Raw genomic sequence first — 624 nt, forward strand, 5'->3', positions numbered from 1 at the left:
GGCTTCGGGGCCGCTTCCGGCGGCGACGACGAGAACGTTGTTGTGTCCGCCGAATCCGAAGGAGTTGCTCAGGCCGATGGGGCGTGCGCCGTTGGTGGTCAGGGGGCGGGCGTGGTCGGGCACGTAGTCGAGGTCCAGGTCGTCGTCGACCTCGGCGTAGTTGAGCGTGGGTGGGGCGATGTTGCGTTGCAGCGCAAGCAAGGTGGCGCCGAGTTCGACAGCGCCGGCACCGCCGAGCAGATGGCCGATCGCGGACTTCAGCGAGGAGACCGGGATGGTCTTGGCGTGGTCGCCGAGCGCCTCTTTGATGGCCAGGGTCTCGCTGCGGTCGTTGAGCGGGGTGGCGGTGCCGTGGGCGTTGATGTAGTGGATCTGCTCGGGTGTGATCCCGGCGTCGGCCAGTGCCTGAGTGATCGCTTTGACCGCGCCCCGCCCTTCAGGGTGCGGCGCAACGAGATCGAAGGCGTCGTTGCTCGCGCTATAGCCGAGTATTTCGCCGATGACGGTGGCGCCGCGGGCCTGCGCCACCTCGGCGGCCTCGAGTACCAGCACGCCGGCACCTTCACCCATCACGAAGCCATCACGACGCGCATCGAACGGACGCGACACCCCAGACGGCGACAG

The 624-nt window shown here is 68.1% G+C and carries 1 protein-coding gene; it reads right to left on the reverse strand.

The window, feature by feature from the left end; genetic code table 11:
• A partial coding sequence (locus tag BST28_RS23005) for a beta-ketoacyl-[acyl-carrier-protein] synthase family protein (RefSeq protein WP_272937550.1) occupies positions 1-624 on the reverse strand: 624 nt, incomplete at its 3' end.

The organism is Mycolicibacter kumamotonensis, assembly GCF_002086285.1.
In the GTDB taxonomy this organism is placed as follows: Bacteria; Actinomycetota; Actinomycetes; order Mycobacteriales; family Mycobacteriaceae; genus Mycobacterium; species Mycobacterium kumamotonense.